This window comes from Streptomyces sp. NPDC008079 (genome assembly GCF_042957385.1).
In the GTDB taxonomy this organism is placed as follows: domain Bacteria; phylum Actinomycetota; class Actinomycetes; order Streptomycetales; family Streptomycetaceae; genus Actinacidiphila.
Window position 1 is genome coordinate 66,246 of the sequence record NZ_JBIBIC010000006.1, and the last position, 16,354, is coordinate 82,599.

The window sequence follows — 16,354 nt, forward strand, 5'->3', positions numbered from 1 at the left end:
TCTGTGTCTGCTGAGCGGACGGAGACTCACCCTACACACCCGCTATGTACGGCATGTATAGCGGGGTGTTTCGGCCACGCCGCAGGTGGGACAGGGGTGCCCCGGTGCATGAATGTCCGTTGTGTCGACACTTCGGGCAGAACCGGTCGCCCTCGGGCCATATCGAAAAGGATCTTCGCGCAAAACAGCGCGCGACCGATCGGTTCCAGTGTGTACTGGGCACGGCCCGCCCCCGGGCGGCCCGCCGTCCCGCCGTTCCCTGATCCTCCGAGGCCGATTCGATGATCGAGATACCGGACCTGGCCGTCGCCGGCCTGGCCGCCGGGACCGTGTCCGCCTTAGTGCTCGGCGGCGGCCTGCTGCGCTCCTTACGGCACAGGACCCGGCAGCGCGCGGAGATCGCCGGGCTGCGGTCCCGGCTCGACGAGGCGCGGCAGGAGACCGAACGGGTCACCACGGCCGTCGCCGCCGAGATCGCCCACCTGGCCGCCGCGCGCATCCCCGCCGAGGCCACCCGCGCCGCCCACCCGCACGTCCGGGTGCCGGGACCGCTGCACCCCGGAACCCTCGGCGGCCGGGCCACGGCGGACGCCGAATCCCCGGACGGCCGACCGCCGCACCCCGACCCCCCGCACCCCGGACCCCCGGACGCTGAACGCCCGGCCCCCGGACCCCCGCCCGCCGACATCGAAGCCGCCCTGGGGGACGTCCTCACCGCCGTCCTCGCCGCGACCGCCCGGGAGCGCAAGCGGGTCGACGCAGCCGCCCGCGCGGGCATGCGCGGCGCCACCCGCGACATCCAGGCCGGGCTCTACCGCCTCCAGGACGTCCTGCGCGGACTCCAACAGCGTTACGACGAGCCCGAGTTGGCCCAGACGCTGTTCGCCCTCGACCACGAGAACGAGCAGTCGCTGCGCCGCGCCCAGGTGACGGCCGTGGTGTGCGGGGCCTGGGTCGGCCTGGCCCGTGAGGAGTCGCACCTGGTCGAGGCGGTGACCGGCGGCCAGTCCCGGCTCGTCGGCTACCACCGCGTCCGGGTCAACAACCACCTCGAACCCGGTACGGCGCTGGTCTCGCACGCGGTCGAGCCCGTCGCCATCATCGTGGCCGAGCTCTTGGACAACGCGCTGCGGCACTCCGCGCCCGACACCGCCGTGGTGGTCAACCTCGAAGCCGTCCACCACGGTGTCTCCGTCACCGTGGACGACTCCGGCGTCGGCATGGCCGCCGACGAGCGGGCGTACGCGCAGAAGATGGTCGCGGGCACCGACCCGATCCTGCTCTCCGACCTCGGCGACCCGCCGCGCATGGGCCTGGCCGCGATCGGCCAGCTCACCCGGCGCTTCGACCTGTCCGTCGACCTCTCCTCGCCGTCGCCCTACGGCGGCGTCCGGGCCGTCCTGCTGGTCAGGAAGCACCTGCTCAGCCATATCGACCCGGTCGAGCAGCCGCCCGCCGCCAGCACGCCGCGCTCCACCCGCCCGGCCGTCGCGGACGACGGCGCGCCCGACCCGGCCCACGCCCGCGCCGGGTCCCCGGCGGACACCGCCGCGGAGGTGCTGCCGCAACGGCGACGCAAGGCCCGCGCCGCCCACGGGAGGGCGGCGGCGAACGGGACCGCCGCCGCGCCCGCGGCACCCGCCCGCACACCGGAGGAGGCCGCCGCGGCCCTCGGCGCCCTCCAGGCCGGAACCGCCGCGGCCAGAAACGCCGTCGACACCGAAGGGAACGACCCGCGATGACCAGCCGCGACACCGGCGACACCGCGTGGGTGCTGGATCCGATCCTGGAGATCCCGCATGTCACCGCAGCCGTCCTGCTCACCAGGGACGGTCTCGTCTCCGGGTACTCGGAGGCGCTGTCCCAGGCCACCGCCGAGCGCACCGCAGCGATCACCAGCACCGTCCAGGGCGCCTGCCGTACGGCCGCCGCCGCCTTCGCGGACCGGACCGACGCGCGAATCCGGCAGGTGGTGATCGAGTCCGACCACGGCTACATCCTGGTCGCGCCCACCGAACACGGCACGTGCGTGGCCGCGTTCGGCGGCCCCGAGGTCCGTCTCGACCTGCTCGCCCACCGGGTCCACTCGCAGGTGGCCAGGCTCGGCGAGAAGGCCATGACCGCCGCGCCCCGCGCGGGCGATGGCGGCACCGCGGAATGACCGGCCGCCGGACCGGCCGCCCGCTGGTCCCCGCCTATCTGTCCACCGGCGGGGTGGCGCGGCCGAGCCGGGACAGCCTGGAGCGGCTGTCGGTGCTGACCAGCACCGACGCCGACGGCGCGATTCCCGCCGAACTCCCCGCCGCCCAGCACGCGTTGCTGGAACTGCTGGACGGCGGATCCCTCACCGTGGTGGAGACGGCGGCCCTGCTGGGGCTGCCCGTCTCCGCCGTCCGGGTACTCGCCGCGGAGCTGACCGACCGGGGGCTGGTCAGCGTCCGTCCGCCCGTACCCGTAGCCGACCTACCGGAACCCGACCTGCTGAAGAGAGTGGCCGATGGCCTCCGCGCCCTCAAGCACTGACCCCCACCGAGGCGACGTACATCTGCCGGACAGCGCCCGCGAGTTGGTGAAGATCCTGGTGGCGGGTCCGTTCGGGGTGGGCAAGACCACGCTGATCGACTCGGTCTCCGAGATCCGCCCGCTGCACACCGAGGAACACCTCAGCGAGGCGTCCGCCGCCGTCGACGACCTCGACGGCGTCCGTGACAAGACCACCACCACCGTCGCCATCGACTTCGGCCGGATCAGCATGGCGGGCGGCGTCGTCCTGTACCTGTTCGGCACCCCGGGGCAGGAACGGTTCCGCTCGCTGTGGGCCGACATCGCGTACGGGGCGCTGGGCGCGCTGGTGCTGGTCGACACCCGCAGGATCAACGACTCCTTCGACGTCCTCGGCCTGGTGGAGGAGACCGGCCTGCCGTACGCCGTCGCGCTCAACACCTTCCCCGACGCGCGGACGTACACCGAGGCCCAGTTGCGGCAGGCGCTCGACCTGGAGCCCGGCACGCCGATGGTGGCGTGCGACGCGCGCGACACCAACTCCTCCGTCGACGCGCTGCTCGCGCTGGTGCAGCACCTGATCGACCGCAAGGACGCCGACCCAACGCCCGGAGCCCTCTGATGAATCACCCTCCCGCAGCGCCCTCTCCCGCGCCCGCCGCGCCGTCTTCCTCCCCATCGTCCTCCTCCGCGCCCGCCACTCCCGCCGACACCTTCGCCCGGTCGGCGCCGGTCCGGCTCTGGGAGGACGGCTTCGCCGCCGACCCGCACCGCTACTACGCGGCGCTCAAGGCGCAGGGTCCGCTCGGCTGGGCCGAACTCGCGCCGGGCGTACCGGCGTACGTCGTCACCGACCGGCGCGCCGCGCTCGACCTGCTGCGTGACGCGGAGACCTGGTCGCACGACCCGCGCCCGTGGGAGTCCACGGTCGCCGAGGACGCGCCGATTCTCGGCATGATGCGCTGGCGGCCCAACACCCTGTTCTCCGACGGCGACGCGCACGTCCGCTACCGCCGCGCCTTCGCCGACGCGGTCGACCTGGTGGAACCCGCCGATCTGCGCGAGCGGGTGCACCGCGCGGTGGACATCCTGATCGGCCGCTTCGGACCCGTCGGCCACGCCGACCTCGTCGCCGACTTCGCCCGCCCGCTGATGTCGCTGATCTTCAACAACCTCTTCGGGCTGCCGGACAGCGAGAGCGGCCGACTGGAGGTCGCGCTCGGCAAGATGATGGAGGGCGGCGTCCAAGCGGCCGAGGGCGAGGCCGAGTTCGGGGCGTACGTGCTCGGACTGATCGCCGCCAAGAGCGAGACCCGCGGCCCCGACCTGACGAGCTGGCTGCTGGACCACCCGGAGGACCTGACGGCCGAAGAGGTGACCTGGCAGGTCTTCCTCACCCTCGGCGCGGGCCACGAGCCGACCGCGAATCTGGTCTCCAACGCGCTGTCGCGCATCCTCGGCAACCCCGACTTCTACACCACGCTGACCAGCGGCTCCCGCCCGGTCATGGACGCCGTCGTCGAGGTCCTGCGGTACGAGACGCCGCTGTCCAACTACGGCATCCACTTCGCGCGCGAGCCGCTGAGCTTCCACGGCGTGTGGGTGCGGGCGGCCGTGCCCGTCGTCATCTCCTACGGCGCGCTGGGCCACTTCGCCGAGCAGGAGTCGGGCGGCGCCCACCACCCGGGCGACGCCTCCCACCTGTCCTGGTCGGCGGGCGAGCACTCCTGCCCGGTCAAGCAGCACACCCTGCTCATCGCCACCGAGGCCATCGAACGCCTCACCCAGTGGCTGCCCGACCTGGAACCGACCACCGACCGCGACCGCCTCACCTGGCGGCCGGGCCCATTCCACCGCTCGCTGACGGCGCTGCCCGTCCGCTTCACCCCGCGCACCCCCGACCAGACCGGAGACCGCGCATGACCGCGCACGCCGCCCGTGTGGCCATCGACCCGTTCGGCACCGACATCCCCCTGGAGAGCGCCGAGTTACGGGCGCTGGGCCCGGTGGTGCCGGTCGAGTTGCCGGGCGGCATCCCGGCCTGGGCGCCCACCGGCTACGACACGCTCAAGTCGCTGATCCTCGACCCGCGGGTCAGCCGCGACCCGCGGCAGCACTGGGCGCTGTGGTCCGAGGTCGGCGACCACCCCGCCTGGGGCTGGGTCCTCGGCTGGGTCGGCGTGGTCAACATGCTCTCCACGTACGGCTCCGACCACGCCCGGCTGCGCAAGCTCGTCGCGCCCAGCTTCACCGCCCGGCGCACCGAGGCGATGCGGGTCCGCGTCGAGACGATCACTCAGGAGCTGCTGAGCGCACCGGAGTTGGCGGCGGCCGACGGCCGGTCGGTCGACCTGCGCGCCGCGTACGCGCACCCGCTGCCGATGCGGATGATCTGCGAACTCTTCGGCGTCCCCGACCACTTGACGGAGGCGACGGGCACGCTGATCGCCGCCATCATGGACACCTCCGACCCGACCCCGGAGCACGGACGGTTCGTTCAGGAGCAGATCGGTGTCGTGCTGCCCGCGCTGATCGGCCACAGGACCGAGCACCCCGGCGACGACATGACCACCGAGCTGATCCGGATGCGCGCCGAGGACGGCGACCGGCTCAGCGACGAGGAGTTGCTCTACACCCTGCTGCTGGTGATCGGCGCCGGGTTCGAGACCACGGTCAACCTCATCGGCAACGCGGTGGTCGCGCTGCTCACACACCCCGGCCAACTCGCCGCCGTACGGGCGGGGGAGATCGGCTGGGACGCGGTCATCGACGAGGTGCTGCGCGTCCACCCCTCGATCGCGGCGCTGCCGCTGCGCTTCGCGGTCAGCGACATCACGGTGGACGGGGTCACCATCCCGGCGGGCGACGCCATCGTCACCACGTACGCCGCCGCCGGCCACGACCCGGCGCACTACGGGCCCACGGCCGCCGAGTTCGACGCGACGCGGGCCGCCGACGACCATCTCGCCTTCGGCATCGGTGTGCACCGCTGCATCGGCGCACCGCTGGCCCGGATGGAGGCGCGCACCGCGCTCCCGGCCCTCTTCGAGCGCTTCCCCGACCTCCGACTCGCCGTCCCGCAGGACGAGTTGCAGCAGGTGCCGTCCTTCATCGCCTACGGCTGGCAGCGAATCCCGGTCCATCTGCACGGCTGACGCCGCTGCCGCACGGCCGCGCGCGAAGGCCCCCAGCACGTAAGGGCAGCACGTCAAGGCCGCACGTGAAGAGGATCAGCGCGCGCCCTTGGCGGCGAGCGTGTCCAGCAGCCGGGTCAGCGAGCCGCCGAGCCCCCAGCGCTCCGCGAGCGACTCCAGCACCTCGGGGTCGGCGGCCTCGCCCGGCAGCGTCGGATCGAAGTCCGGCAGCGGTACGTCGGCGGCGACGGCCACGACCTTGGGCGCCACGTCGAGATAGGCGGCGGCCTCCACGATGTTGCGCCGCCTGGCCGGGGTCAGCTTGGACATCGGGTCGGTCGCGGCGGCCCGCACACCGGCCAGGTCCCCGTACTCGGTGACGAGTTGGGCCGCCGTCTTCTCGCCGATGCCCTTCACGCCGGGCAGCCCGTCGCTCGGGTCGCCGCGCAGCGCCGCGAAGTCCGCGTACTGCCCGGCCCGCACCCCGTACCGGTCCTGGATGGCCGCCTCGTCGATGACGTCGCAGTCGCCGACGCCCTTGCGGGGGTAGAGCACGCGCACGCCCCGCGCGTCGTCCACGAGCTGGAACAGGTCGCGGTCCCCGGTGACGATCGCGACCGGCGTGCGGGAGGCGGTGGCGAGGGTGCCGATGACGTCGTCCGCCTCGTAACCGGCGACGCCCACCCGGGTGACGCCGATCGCGTCGAGCACCGCCTCGATCACCGGCACCTGCGGGGACAGCGTGTCGGGCACCTCCTCGACGCCCTCGGTGTCCTCGACCACGCGGTGCGCTTTGTACGACGGGATCAGGTCCACCCGCCACTGCGGGCGCCAGTCCGCGTCCATGCAGGCGACCAGCGCGGTGGGGGAGTGGTCGGCGACCAGCCTGGCGATGAAGTCCAGCAGCCCGCGCACCGCGTTCACCGGTGTGCCGTCCGGTGCCTTCACCGATTCGGGCACCCCGAAGTAGGCGCGGAAGTACAGGCTCGCGGTGTCGAGCAGGAGCAGTTTGCCGCCGGGCGTGTCGTCAGTCACGGCGCCAGCATCGCACGGGGGTCGGACAGTCCGTCGTACGGTGGGCGGGTGAATCAGCGCCGTTACGCCGTACGCCGGGTGGTCTCGCTGGTGCCGTCGCTGACCGAGGCGGTCGCCGCCACCGCGCCGGAACTGCTGGTCGGCGCCACCGACTGGTGCACCCATCCGGCGGACCTCGACGTGGTGCGGATCGGCGGCACCAAGAACCCCGACGTGCCCGCCGTCGTCGCCCTCGCCCCCGACCTCGTGGTCGCCAACGAGGAGGAGAACCGCGCCCCGGACCTGGCCGCGCTGCGGGCCGCGGGTGTGCGCGTCCTGGTCACCGACGTACGGACGCTGCCCCAGGCGTTCGGCGAGCTGCACCGGATGCTGGTCGACGGCTGCGGGGTGCCGCGCCCGCGGTGGCTGGACGAGGCGGAGGCGGCCTGGCGGGGGATTCCGGCGGCGCCCGCGGTCACGGCGACGGCGGTCGTGCCGATCTGGCGGCGGCCGTGGATGGTGCTCGGCCGCGACACCTTCGCCGGTGACCTGCTGGCCAGGCTCGGCGTGCGCAACGCCTACGCCGGACACGCCGAGCGCTACCCGGCGGTCCCGGTCGAGGAGCTGCGGGCCGTGGGCGCCGACCTCGTCGTGCTCCCCGACGAGCCGTACCGCTTCACCGCCGACGACGGCCCCGAGTCCTTCCCCGGCCTGCCCGCCGCCCTGGTCAGCGGTCGCCATCTCACCTGGTACGGGCCCTCGTTGGTGCGAGCGCCCGCCGTCGTGGGGGCCGCGCTGAGGGCGGCGCGCACGTACTGAGACCGGTCAAGCCGGTCACCCCGTGGGCGCCGCCAGCAGCCGGCCGCTCACCGTCCCCCGCAGCGTGCCCGCGCCCGCCGCCAGCCAGGCCACGACCAGCGCCGCGTACAGCCCGACCGCCAGCCAGCCCAGCGCGTGCAGACCGGTGTGCCGGGCCAGGCTCGCCGCGCCGGTCACGCAGGTGCCGACCGGGAAGGTGAAGGCCCACCAGGTCATCGCGAACGGCATCCCGCGCCGGGCCGCCCGTACCACCAGGGCCGCCGCCACCGCGAGCCACAGCAGCGCGAAGCCCATCACCGGGACGCCGTACAGCACCGCGAAGCCGCGCAGCGCCGTCGCGTACGGGGCGGGGACGGCGCCGGAGGCCACGTCGGCGCCCTGGCCGACCGCCGTCGTGGACTGCCCGAGCGGACCGAGCACCAGGAAGAGCGTCGGGGTCAGGGCGAGCGGCAGCGGCCCGCGGCGCACCAGGCGCGACCACACCAGCGGCAGCATCGTCAGCGTCGCCAGCAGGCTCAGCCCGAACATCGCGTAACAGCCCAGCAGCAGCGCCTCCCTGGCCTGCACGGCGTCGGCGGGCAGACGCGGGATCAGCGCGGGCCCGGTGGCCGCCGCGACCATCGGCGCCACCACCGGCAGCAGCCACACGGGCGACGCGTCGTCGAGGCCGATCCGGTGTCTGGCCACCATCAGATACGGCACGGCCGCCGCGACCACCAGCGACGACGCCGTCCCGACCGCCCACAGCGCCGCGTCGACCGTGACCGCCGTACGCTCCCCGAGCACCGGCGGCCCGAGCAGCAGCGTGCCCGCGCCGACGGCCAGCAGCGCCATCGGCAGACAGCCGTAGAACGGCGCCACGGCCGGGTCGCGCAGATGGCGCCGCGCCTGGTCGGTGTGCCAGGCCCAGTGCGCGCAGCGGGCCGCGAGGACCGCGACGAGCAGGACCGCGGACAGCGCCCACACGCCGGTGCACACGTCCCGCAGCCAGCGCTGCCCGCCCGGCAGCGCCACCCCGGCGTTCGCCACGATCGCCGTCCCCATGACGGTGGCGTACCAGTTGGGACCGACGTGCCGTACCGCGGGGACACGAGTACGGACCTGGGCGAACGGCTGCGCGGCGTGAACAGTGGCCATGCTCCGACCCTCCCCTCCCGCGGGCCGCCCCGGTAGAGCCCGCGAGGCTATGAGGGCATAACGTGGACTTATGGCTCAGCCGTCCACCGCGCCGCCCCCACCAGGCACTCCGCTCGCCCGCCGGGTCCCCGACCTCGCCGCCATGGAGCTGCTGCTGGCCGTCGCGCGGCTCGGCAGCCTCGGGCGGGCCGCGCGGGAGCTGGGCATCAGCCAGCCCGCGGCCAGCGGGCGGCTGCGCGGCCTGGAGCGGCAGCTCGGCGTGGCGCTGGTCCGCCGCTCGCCCGGCGGCTCGCGCCTCACCGACGAGGGGGCGCTGGTCAGCGAGTGGGCGCGCAAGGTGCTGGAGGCCGCCGAGGCGTTCGACGCGGGCGCGCGGGCGCTGCGCGGCAGGCGCGACTCCCGGCTCCGGGTCGCGGCCAGCATGACCGTCGCCGAATACCTGCTGCCCGGCTGGCTGATCGCCCTGCACGGCAGCCACCCGGACACGGCCGTCTCGCTCGCCGCGGGCAACTCCGCGGCCGTCGCCCGGCAGGTGCTCGCGGGCACCGCCGACCTCGGCTTCGTCGAGGGCGTGGACGTCCCCGCGGGTCTGGACGCCGTCGTGATCGCGCACGACCTGCTGCTGGTCGTGGTCGCGCCCGCCCACCCCTGGGCCCGCCGCCGCAAGGCGCTGACCGCGGCCGAACTCGCCGCGACCCCGCTCGTCCTGCGCGAGGAGGGCTCCGGCACCCGGCAGGTGCTCGACGCGGGCCTGGCGGGACACGGCGGCCCGGCCGTACCGCTGCTCGAACTCGCCTCGACCACCGCCGTGAAGGCCGCCACCGTCAGCGGCGCGGGGCCCGCGGTGCTCAGCGAACTCGCCGTCGTGGAGGAGCTGGCCGCCCGCCGCCTCGTCCGCGTCCCCGTCGCCGGTCTCGACCTCGGCCGGTCGCTGCGCGCGGTGTGGACGGCGGGCCACCGCCCGGCGGGCCCGGCGCGCGACCTGCTGACGCTGACCCGAGGCAAGAGCGGCAAGAGCGGCAAGCGGTAAGAGCTGCGAGGGGTGAGAGGGACCGGCAGCACGGGGACGGGCGGCCGGGCGGCCGGAAATCGCGGTGACAGAACGGGTGTAACCGGGCTGTGACCGACGCCCTTACGGGATTCTCATGCAGGGGCCATAGGGTGACGGCCGTGACGACGACGACCCCGCCCGGCTGGTATCCAGAACCCGGGCACACAGGCAACGGCCCGGCCATGGAACGCTGGTGGGACGGGAGTACGTGGACGGAGTACACCAGGACCGCGCCCGTCCCGGTGGACGCGGTCCAGCAGCCCTACGCGGGCTACCCCGGCACGCCGGGCTATCCGGGCGACGTCGTGGCCGGCGGCCCCGGCGGCGGCGGTCGCCGTACCGGTGCGGTGGTCATCGCGATCGTGGCCGCGCTCGTCCTGATCGGTGGCGTGGTCGCCGGAATCCTGGTCCTGGGCAAGGACGACAAGAGCGACAAGAACGCCTCGCCGACGCCCAGCGCCTCGGCGCCGCACCGAGGCGAGTCCCGGACACCGCGGTCGCCGGGCGGCGGGTCGCCCGACCCCGACTCCCCGGACGGCTCGCAGGGTCCCGACGGCGGCAGCGACGGCAAGGCCGTGGACGGCTACGACGGCATCAGGCTCCCCGTGCTCAACGGCTGGACCGGCACCTCGGGCGCCAACGGCATCGGCGCCAGCGTGGTCACCGGCGGCTACCCGTGCCCCGGCGACGCCACCAAGGACTGCGTGCGCGGCGGCGTCTTCGCCCAGCCCGCCGAGGCGCTCAAGCTCACCGCGACCGGAGCGGAGGCCGCCGCCAAGGCGGACATCGCGCAGAACGCGGCCGACGCGTACAGCACCGACATCTACGGCGCCACGACCTCGCACCAGCAGATCGCGTCGCAGCCGGTCACGGTCGCCGGGCAGAAGGGGTACTTCGTCCGCTGGAAGATCGTCACGAAGTCCGGCACCAGCGGGTACGTGGAGTCCCTCGCCTTCCCCTCGCCCCGCGACCCGAAGAACATCGCGGTCGTCCGCTTCGGCTTCGACATCGGCTCCAAAGCCCCGAGCCTGGCCGTCATGGACCAGATCACCCAGGGCATCAAGGCCGACAGCAGCGGCGGCACCGGCGGCACGGGCGGCACCGGCGTCTGACCCGCGGCCCGCGCGAGGCCGTACGCGACAGGGGGCGGCGCCCGGACCCCGGGTGCCGCCCCCTGCCGCCTTCAGCGGCTACAGGAACGTCTTGCCCTCACCGCGGTACGTCGGCACCGTCGCCGTCACCCGGTCGCCCTCGACCAGGTGCAACTCGGCGAAGCGCTCGCACAGTTCACCGGCCTTCGCGTGCCGGAACCAGACCTTGTCGCCGATCAGCAGGTCGTCCGCGGGCGACCCCAGCAGCGGGGTCTGCACCTCGCCGGGACCCTCCTGCGGGTCGTAGCGCAGCCCCTCCGGCAGATACGGCACCGGCAGCCGGTCGGGCCCGGCCGCGCCGGAGGCCGGGTAGCCGCCGCCGAGCACGGTCACCACGCCGACGCCGGGCCTGCGCACCACCGGCTGCGCGAAGAGCGCGGCCGGACGGCCCCGGAAGGACGTGTAGTTGTCGAACAGCCGCGGCACGTAGAGCCCGGAGCCCGCCGCGATCTCGGTCACCGCGTCCTCGGCCGCGGTGGTCTGCACGCTGCCGGTGCCGCCGCCGTTGACGAATTCCAGCTCCGGCGCGACCGCCCGCACCGCGCGGACCGCCTCCGCGCGCCGCGCCGCCAGCTCCTTGCGGGCCGCCGACTGCATCAGCCGTATGGCCCGCGACCGCAACGGACGGCCCGCGACCGCGTCGCCGACCCCCGCGACATGCCCCTCGTACGCCATGATCCCGGCCAGCCGGAAGCCGGGCCGCGCGGTGACGGTACGGGCCAGCGCCGCCATCCGCTCCGGGTCGTGCAGCGGCGAGCGCAGCGCGCCGATCCGCAGCCGCCCGCCCAACTTCCGCAGGCTGGTGTCCATTTCGAGACAGACCCGGACGGTCTCGTCGCCGCCGCCGCGGGCCGCGTCGATCAGGTCGAGGTGCGAGACGTCGTCCACCATCACCGTGACGGCGGCGGCCAGCTTGGGATCGGCGGCCAACTCCGCGAAGCCGTCCCGGTCCGCCGACGGATACGCCAGCAGGATGTCGGTGAAGCCCGCGCGCGCCAGCCACAGCGACTCGGCCAGGGTGAACGACATGATGCCCGCGAAGCCGTCGCGGGCCAGCGCCCGCTCCAGCAGCGCCCTGCACCGCACCGACTTGGACGCCACCCGGATCGGTTTGCCGCCCGCGCGGCGCACCAGGTCGTCGGCGTTGGCGTCGAACGCCTCCAGGTCGACGATCGCCACGGGGGCGTCGAGATGGGCGGTGGCCCGGTCGTACCGGGTGCGGTCGGCAGCGCGTTCTGACATGTCATGAAGCTTGCCAGACAGGGGCTACCGGGCGGTAGGGGCGTACGGGGCACGGCCGCCGCCGTGTCACGCGGACGGATGCCGGACGGCCTGCTGGACCACGACGTCCGGTCGACCCCGTAGAGTGACGCGCAAGCCGTGAGGACATGTCACGAGGGGGCGCCGGTGAGCACTGGAGTGGACAACGGAGGAGGCTCCACGTCCCCGTCGTTCCCCCCGCTCCAACCTCGCCGGGAACAGAGCCCGCAGACTCCGCCGACGGTCCCCCCGCACCCCGAGGGACCTCCGCCGCCCGCGGCCGAACCGCCCCCGGCCGTCCCCCCGCCTCCGGCGCGGCCCCCCGCACCGCCCTACACCCCACCGCCCGCCGCCGCGCCGCGGTTCACGGCGTACGGTCCCGGCGGATACGCGCCCGCCGGATACGACCATGGGCCCGCGCAGGCCGTCGCCCCCGCCGCCCGCGGGGCTTCGGCCCGGATCTGGGCGGCGCTCTGCCTGGTGCTCGGGCTCGGCCTGATCGGCGGGGCGGTCGCCGGGAGCGCGATCAACCACAAGCCGCGGGCGGAGCCGCCGTTGGTGGACGGGAGCGTCAAAGCGTTCGCCGCCGTACGGGAGGTGTGGCGCAGCACACCGGTCGACGCGCTGTTCCCGCGCACGGTGTCCGCGAAGGGCGCGGGTCCCGGCGGGGCCGACCGCGCGTGGACCAGGATCGGCGTCGCCGCGCCCGGCGGCTGCGCCGCCGCCTTCGACCCGCTGCTCCAGCAGGTACTCGCCCCGGTCGGCTGCGCGCGCCTGCTGCGCGCGACCTACGTGGACAGCACGTCGACCTCGGTCACCACGGTGGGCCTGCTGGTCACCACCGCCGAGTCGGCCACCATGCGCGGTTTCAGCGGACGCTGGGCCTCGCAGCACCTCGGCGACCGCGCGGACCTGATACCGCGCCCGGTGGCCTTCCCCGGCACGGCCGCCGACTCCTTCGGCGTGAAGCAGCGCGGCAGCTGGGACGTGCAGGTCTCCGCCGACCTGCCCTTCGTCGTGTACGCGGTCACCGGCTTCGCCGACGGGCGCACCCTCACCCCGCAGTCCGCCGACAAGGCCACCAAGTCCGGCGCCACCAGCGTGGCCGCCCAGGCCGGCCTCGGCTACGACGCGACCGGCCTGGCCTCGGCCGTCGACGACCGCCTGCACAGCGCGGTGACCGCACTGCTCAGGCCGTCCAGCGGCCCCGGCGGTCCGGGCGCCACCGGTACGGAGAAGTCCCGATGAGCCGCCTCTCCCGTCCCCCGGCCCGCCGCCTGCTCGGCGCCCTGACCTCGCTCGCCACGGGCGCCGCGGCCCTCGCCCTGGCCGCCCAGCCCGCCGCCGCCGACGCCGTGCGCAACGCCGACTGGGCGCTGAGCGCCCTGCACGCCGAGAGCGCGTGGCGTACGAGCCAGGGCGCGGGCGTCACGGTCGCGGTGCTCGACACCGGGGTGGACGCGACGCACCCCGACCTGACCGGGCAGGTGCTGACGGGCAAGGACATGGTCGGCTTCGGCGCCGGGCGCGGCGACCGCTCCTGGGCCCGGCACGGCACGGGGATGGCCGCGATCATCGCGGGGCACGGCCACGGTCCCGGCCACGACTCGGGCGTCATGGGCATCGCGCCCAAGGCGAAGGTCCTGCCGGTGCGGGTGATCCTGGAGGACAAGGACCCGCAGCGGTCCAAGGCGCGTACGAGCAAGGGCAACGCGCTGCCCGACGGCATCCGGTGGGCGGTCGACCACGGCGCGGACGTCATCAATCTCTCGCTCGGCGACGACAGCGCCACCGCCGCGCCCGTCGCCGCCGAGGACGAGGCGATCCGGTACGCGCTCGGCAAGGGCGTCGTGGTCGTCGCGTCCGCGGGCAACGGCGGCGAGGAGGCGGACCGTTCCTCCTACCCGGCCGCGTACCCCGGAGTGATCGCGGTCGCGGCCGTCGACAGGAACGGGCAGCACGCCGCCTTCTCCACCCGCCGCTGGTACGCGTCCGTCTCCGCGCCCGGCGTCGACGTCGTGATCGCCGACCCGGACCGCACCTATTACGAGGGCTGGGGCACCAGCGCCGCCTCCGCGTACGTCTCCGGTGCCGCCGCCCTCATCAGGTCCGCCGACCCGAAGCTGAGCCCGGCCCAGGTCAAGCGGGTGCTGGAGGACACGACGCGGGACCGGCCCAAGGACGGGCGCAGCGACGAGATGGGCACCGGTCTGATCGACCCGGCCGCCGCGCTGAAGGCCGCCGCGAAGCTGAAGCCCGCGCCCCCCGTACCGGCCGCAGCCGGCTATCCGCGGACGTACTTCAGCCCCGGCCCCGCGCCGCCGGTCCGCGCGCCCGAGCCCGCCCGCTTCCTCGGCGACGGTGTCGCGACCGTCTTCGCCGTGGCCGGAGCCGCCCTGGTCGTGGTCGCCGCGCTGCTGTGGTTCCGCCCCCGCCGCGCGGGACGGCCCGCCCACGGTCTGTCGGCGGACGGCGGATAGGGTTCCGGGGTGGCGCTGAAGAACATCCCCGACCCCGGTTTCTCCGACGACGACGGCTCGGCCGACGCGGCACTGGCCGACGCTTTGACCGGCTACGCGCGGGACCCCGGGACGGAGGCGGCCGTGGTCGCCGCGCTGCACGGGGGCCGGCTGCTGGTGCCGGTGGTCGCGGTGCTCGGCGAGGCCGAGACCGGCGAGGACGGGCTGCGCCGCGAGAAGAGCAGCGACATGGCGGTGCCGACGATCCAGGCGCCGGACGGGCGGCGGGCGCTGCCCGCCTTCACCTCCGTGGCGGCGCTGGCCCGCTGGCGGCCGGAGGCGCGGCCGGTCGCCGTACCGCTGGCGCAGGCGCTCCAGGCGCTCGCGCACGAGGGGGCCGACACGCTGCTGATCGACCTCGCGGGGCCGGTCACGTACGAACTGACCGGACCCGCCCTGCGGGCCGCCGCCCTCGGGCCCGGCCGCGCGGACCCGACCGCCGACCCCGCCGTACGGGAGGCGCTGCGGGCCGCGGTGGCCGCCGAGCCCGGTGTCGTACGGGCGCACCTGACGGCGGGGACCGACGGCGACGGCACGCTCGGCCTGGTGCTGGCGCCGGACGCCGACGTCCAGGAGACCGGGCGCAGGATCGCCGCCGCGCTGGCCGCCGACGAGGTGCTGCGGGCGGGCCTGGTACGCGGCCTCGACCTGGCACTGCTGCCGCCGGGCGCCGTACTGCCGGGCGAGCCGCTGTTCGCGCGCTGAGACCCGTGAGCTGAGCCTCGCGCGCTGAGACCCGTGAGCTGAGCCTCGCGCGCTGAGACCCATGAACTGAGCCTCGGGCGCTGTGACCCGTGAGCTGAGACCCGCGCGCTGAACCTCGTGCGCTGGACCTCGTGCGTCGAGCCGACGCCCTTCGGGTGGTCGGCACCGCTCCAGAACGCCGTCCGGACCGGTTCATTTGCCCTAAATTACCCGAGATGTGGATTTCATCAGCAAGGCCGAGAATGGCGTGAGCAGGCTGTGCTCGTCACAAGGAGGTCCGATGGACAAGCGAACAGTGACCTGTGAATTCCTCGGCACGCTCCTGCTGGTCTTCTTCGCCGTGGGGGCCGCCGTGCTGTCCGGCGAGTACATCGGCACCCTCGGTATCGCGCTGGCCTTCGGCTTCGTCCTGCTCGCGCTGGCCTACACCTTCGGCCCCATATCCGGCTGCCACGTCAACCCGGCCGTCACGCTGGGCATGCTCGTCGCCCGGCGGATCACGGTGCGCACCGCCGTCGAGTACTGGATCGCGCAGTTCCTCGGCGCCATCGCGGGCGCCGCGCTGCTCCTGCTGGTCGCCAAGCAGGTGCCGGGTCTCAAGACGCACGGCGCCTTCGGCACCAACGGCTACGGCTACCGGTCCGCGGTCGGCATCAACACCGCGGGTGCCTTCATCGCCGAAGTGGTGCTGACCTTCCTGCTGGTCTTCGTGGTGCTCGCGGTGACCCACCGGGTCGCGGTGGTCGGCTTCGACGGCCTGCCCATCGGTATGGCGCTCGCCGTCATCCACCTGGTCGGCATCCCGCTGACCGGCACGTCGGTGAACCCGGCGCGGAGCCTGGGCCCCGCGCTCTTCGCGGGCAGCCCGGCGCTCTCGCAGCTCTGGCTGTTCATCGTGGCCCCGCTGATCGGCGGCGCGCTCGCCGCCCTGGTCCACCAGGTCACCCACCCGGCGCTGGTCGCCGCCAAGGCCGCGCGGGCCGCCGCCGTCGACGAGGCGCTGGCCGACAAGGGGGACGGCGCGACCGAGGCGTCATGAGGTCCCGCGGGCCGCGCCGCCCG

Annotated in this window: 16 protein-coding genes; 13 read left to right on the plus strand and 3 right to left on the minus strand. The window is 74.6% G+C overall.

The features are described 5' to 3' along the window. Window positions 1–281: 281 nt before the first annotated feature. From ACFZAM_RS15615 to ACFZAM_RS15640, 6 genes are read left to right on the plus strand one after another with little or no spacing between them, the layout of a single operon-like run. A complete protein-coding gene (locus ACFZAM_RS15615) occupies window positions 282–1,742 on the plus strand; it encodes an ATP-binding protein (protein WP_391046307.1) in 1,461 nt (486 codons plus the stop codon). Beyond that, a complete protein-coding gene (locus ACFZAM_RS15620; RefSeq protein ID WP_355332904.1) occupies window positions 1,739–2,161 on the plus strand; it encodes a roadblock/LC7 domain-containing protein in 423 nt (140 codons plus the stop codon). The genes ACFZAM_RS15615 and ACFZAM_RS15620 overlap by 4 nt, the downstream gene beginning before the upstream one ends. Beyond that, entirely contained in the window at window positions 2,158–2,523 is a 366-nt protein-coding gene (locus tag ACFZAM_RS15625) for a DUF742 domain-containing protein (protein WP_355332902.1), read from the plus strand. The genes ACFZAM_RS15620 and ACFZAM_RS15625 overlap by 4 nt, the downstream gene beginning before the upstream one ends. Further along, window positions 2,498–3,124 (plus strand): ATP/GTP-binding protein, encoded by a 627-nt coding sequence (locus ACFZAM_RS15630; protein ID WP_355332899.1) that lies wholly within the window; start codon window positions 2,498–2,500, stop codon window positions 3,122–3,124. The genes ACFZAM_RS15625 and ACFZAM_RS15630 overlap by 26 nt, the downstream gene beginning before the upstream one ends. Then, window positions 3,124–4,425: a cytochrome P450 gene (locus tag ACFZAM_RS15635; RefSeq protein ID WP_391046311.1), complete on the plus strand. Its 1,302-nt coding sequence runs from the start codon at window positions 3,124–3,126 to the stop codon at window positions 4,423–4,425. The genes ACFZAM_RS15630 and ACFZAM_RS15635 overlap by 1 nt, the downstream gene beginning before the upstream one ends. Further along, window positions 4,422–5,657 carry a cytochrome P450 gene (locus tag ACFZAM_RS15640; RefSeq protein WP_391046314.1) on the plus strand — a complete coding sequence of 412 codons (1,236 nt, stop codon included), beginning with the start codon at window positions 4,422–4,424 and terminating at the stop codon, window positions 5,655–5,657. The genes ACFZAM_RS15635 and ACFZAM_RS15640 overlap by 4 nt, the downstream gene beginning before the upstream one ends. A 75-nt stretch (window positions 5,658–5,732) precedes the next feature. Here ACFZAM_RS15640 and ACFZAM_RS15645 read toward each other — a convergent pair whose 3' ends face one another. After that, complete coding sequence (locus tag ACFZAM_RS15645; protein WP_355332893.1) at window positions 5,733–6,671, minus strand: 5'-3' exonuclease; 939 nt, start codon at window positions 6,669–6,671, stop codon at window positions 5,733–5,735. 48 nt (window positions 6,672–6,719) lie between these two features. Between ACFZAM_RS15645 and ACFZAM_RS15650 the strand changes: the two genes are divergently transcribed. Beyond that, window positions 6,720–7,469, plus strand: coding sequence for a helical backbone metal receptor (locus tag ACFZAM_RS15650; protein ID WP_391046317.1), 750 nt, complete (start codon window positions 6,720–6,722; stop codon window positions 7,467–7,469). Window positions 7,470–7,484: 15 nt separating this feature from the next. Here ACFZAM_RS15650 and ACFZAM_RS15655 read toward each other — a convergent pair whose 3' ends face one another. Further along, window positions 7,485–8,606 carry a TDT family transporter gene (locus ACFZAM_RS15655; RefSeq protein WP_391046319.1) on the minus strand — a complete coding sequence of 374 codons (1,122 nt, stop codon included), beginning with the start codon at window positions 8,604–8,606 and terminating at the stop codon, window positions 7,485–7,487. 70 nt (window positions 8,607–8,676) lie between these two features. On the opposite strand from ACFZAM_RS15655, the gene ACFZAM_RS15660 reads away from it, so the two are divergent. Continuing rightward, the gene (locus ACFZAM_RS15660) at window positions 8,677–9,636 is read left to right on the plus strand and encodes a LysR substrate-binding domain-containing protein (protein ID WP_391046321.1); all 960 of its coding nucleotides are present in this window, start codon (window positions 8,677–8,679) and stop codon (window positions 9,634–9,636) included. A gap of 140 nt (window positions 9,637–9,776) precedes the next feature. Beyond that, the gene (locus ACFZAM_RS15665; RefSeq protein WP_355332884.1) at window positions 9,777–10,769 is read left to right on the plus strand and encodes a DUF2510 domain-containing protein; all 993 of its coding nucleotides are present in this window, start codon (window positions 9,777–9,779) and stop codon (window positions 10,767–10,769) included. 78 nt (window positions 10,770–10,847) lie between these two features. Here ACFZAM_RS15665 and ACFZAM_RS15670 read toward each other — a convergent pair whose 3' ends face one another. Then, entirely contained in the window at window positions 10,848–12,050 is a 1,203-nt protein-coding gene (locus tag ACFZAM_RS15670; protein ID WP_355332882.1) for an amino acid deaminase/aldolase, read from the minus strand. 165 nt (window positions 12,051–12,215) lie between these two features. On the opposite strand from ACFZAM_RS15670, the gene ACFZAM_RS15675 reads away from it, so the two are divergent. The 4 genes from ACFZAM_RS15675 to ACFZAM_RS15690 all read left to right on the plus strand — a co-directional run bounded on the left by ACFZAM_RS15675 (window position 12,216) and on the right by ACFZAM_RS15690 (window position 16,331). After that, entirely contained in the window at window positions 12,216–13,316 is a 1,101-nt protein-coding gene (locus tag ACFZAM_RS15675; RefSeq protein ID WP_391046323.1) for a hypothetical protein, read from the plus strand. Continuing rightward, window positions 13,313–14,548 carry a type VII secretion-associated serine protease mycosin gene (gene mycP, locus ACFZAM_RS15680; protein ID WP_391046326.1) on the plus strand — a complete coding sequence of 412 codons (1,236 nt, stop codon included), beginning with the start codon at window positions 13,313–13,315 and terminating at the stop codon, window positions 14,546–14,548. Before ACFZAM_RS15675 ends, mycP begins: the two co-directional genes overlap by 4 nt. A gap of 9 nt (window positions 14,549–14,557) precedes the next feature. Beyond that, window positions 14,558–15,292 carry an SseB family protein gene (locus tag ACFZAM_RS15685; protein ID WP_391046328.1) on the plus strand — a complete coding sequence of 245 codons (735 nt, stop codon included), beginning with the start codon at window positions 14,558–14,560 and terminating at the stop codon, window positions 15,290–15,292. Between the two features lie 280 nt (window positions 15,293–15,572). Beyond that, on the plus strand, window positions 15,573–16,331 hold the full coding sequence (locus ACFZAM_RS15690; RefSeq protein WP_355332870.1) for an MIP family channel protein: 759 nt from the start codon (window positions 15,573–15,575) through the stop codon (window positions 16,329–16,331). Window positions 16,332–16,354 lie beyond the last annotated feature (23 nt).

Coding starts and splice junctions, on each gene's coding strand:
- ACFZAM_RS15640 (WP_391046314.1), top strand. CDS start 4,422: ATGACCGCGCACGCCGCCCGTGTGGCCATCGACCCGTTCGGCACCGAC.
- ACFZAM_RS15620 (WP_355332904.1), top strand. CDS start 1,739: ATGACCAGCCGCGACACCGGCGACACCGCGTGGGTGCTGGATCCGATC.
- ACFZAM_RS15625 (WP_355332902.1), top strand. CDS start 2,158: ATGACCGGCCGCCGGACCGGCCGCCCGCTGGTCCCCGCCTATCTGTCC.
- ACFZAM_RS15635 (WP_391046311.1), top strand. CDS start 3,124: ATGAATCACCCTCCCGCAGCGCCCTCTCCCGCGCCCGCCGCGCCGTCT.
- ACFZAM_RS15630 (WP_355332899.1), top strand. CDS start 2,498: ATGGCCTCCGCGCCCTCAAGCACTGACCCCCACCGAGGCGACGTACAT.
- ACFZAM_RS15660 (WP_391046321.1), top strand. CDS start 8,677: ATGGCTCAGCCGTCCACCGCGCCGCCCCCACCAGGCACTCCGCTCGCC.
- ACFZAM_RS15690 (WP_355332870.1), top strand. CDS start 15,573: ATGGACAAGCGAACAGTGACCTGTGAATTCCTCGGCACGCTCCTGCTG.
- ACFZAM_RS15670 (WP_355332882.1), bottom strand. CDS start 12,050: ATGTCAGAACGCGCTGCCGACCGCACCCGGTACGACCGGGCCACCGCC.
- mycP (WP_391046326.1), top strand. CDS start 13,313: ATGAGCCGCCTCTCCCGTCCCCCGGCCCGCCGCCTGCTCGGCGCCCTG.
- ACFZAM_RS15615 (WP_391046307.1), top strand. CDS start 282: ATGATCGAGATACCGGACCTGGCCGTCGCCGGCCTGGCCGCCGGGACC.
- ACFZAM_RS15655 (WP_391046319.1), bottom strand. CDS start 8,606: ATGGCCACTGTTCACGCCGCGCAGCCGTTCGCCCAGGTCCGTACTCGT.